Annotated in this window: 1 protein-coding gene; it reads right to left on the reverse strand. The window is 69.9% G+C overall.

Going from position 1 to position 1,345, the window contains the following annotated elements; all coding sequences use genetic code 11:
• Positions 1-345: 345 nt before the first annotated feature.
• A partial coding sequence (locus tag AC1D01_RS34890; protein ID WP_477874123.1) for a phosphoethanolamine transferase occupies positions 346-1,345 on the reverse strand: 1,000 nt, incomplete at its 5' end.

Consider the following 1,345-nt stretch of genomic DNA (forward strand, 5'->3'; position numbering starts at 1 on the left):
TTCATGGCCCGTCGCCCAAACTCCCGCCACTCACTTCGTTCGTTGTGGTCAAACAGTGGGCGACAGTCAGTGCACGAAGCGTGCTGCGCACGCGGGCCATGAAACCAGCCAGCTCCGGCGCCCCGGCTTTATTGGCGCTCCACAGCCTCCCCGCACGCGCCTTCTGCCACCGCCCTGCCTTTTGGGGGGTGACAAGCGAACAAATGAGGGTTGAGCCCGGGTTGKCACCCGGGMGCGYCATGCGTGTTTTCYGCGCATCGAGCCACCGGTTCGGCAAAGGCGTGGGCGGGGGGGCGAGCCCCACACCCCCCGCCCGCGCCCACGCCAGACGAGAGCGTTGAGGAATTACCTGCAGCGCGAAAACACGTCCAGCTCGCCGCGATAGACGCTGGTCTTCGCCCGCATCAGCCCCAGCACGCTCGGCACCAGGTTGTCATGGCTCAGCGCCACGTCGCGCTGCTTCTGCAGACACTGCATCGCGATCCCGGTCGCCGCCTCGGTCTGCGGCGCGAGCCACACCACCATCGGCACGTGCTTCTGCTCGCGCGGCGCGATGCCGTAGGGCAGGCCGTGCAGGTAGAGGTTGTTCTCGCCGAGCGATTCGCCATGGTCCGACAGGTACAGCAGCGCCGGGTCGTAGCCGGCGCCCTGCTTGCCGAGCCAGTCGATCGCCTTCGCCAGCACGCTGTCGGTGTAGGCGATCGAGTTGTCATAGGCATTCAGCAACTGCTGCCGCTCGCACTGCTGCAACACGTTGGTCGTGCACTCCGGCACGAAGGGCTTGCGGCCCGGCGGCGAGCGCTTCGAGTAGGCCGGCCCGTGGCTGCCCATCTGGTGCAGCACCAGCACCACGCCGCGGGCGCGGCGCTCGGCCGGCAGCGCAGCCAGCCGCTGGTCGAGCCCGTGCAGCAAGGCCTCGTCCAGGCACTCGCCGCCGTCGCACAGCCCGGCCGGCATCGGCGCGGCACCGGCCGCGAGCCGGTAGGCATCTTCGTGCGGCACGCGCTCRCACAGCCCCTTGCAGCCGGCCTGGTTGTCCAGCCACAGCACCGCCAGCCCGGCACGCTGCAGCACGTCGAGCAGGTTCTCGTAGTCCTGGTCGCGCGATTCGTAGGCCTGCTTGCCGAGGTGCGAGAACATGCACGGCAGCGAGGTGGCCGTGCTGGTGCCGCATGACGTGACGTTGCTGAAGCTGACGACACCCTGCGCCGCAAGGCCCGGCGTCGTGGCCCGCTCGTAGCCGTTCAGCGCGAAGTGATCGGCCCGCGCCGTCTCGCCCACCACCAGTGCCAGCAGCAGCGGCTTCGCGCCGGGCGCGGGCGGCGCGAGCGCCACGTCGGCGCCG

This window comes from Rhizobacter sp. P3_B12, from assembly GCF_056402895.1.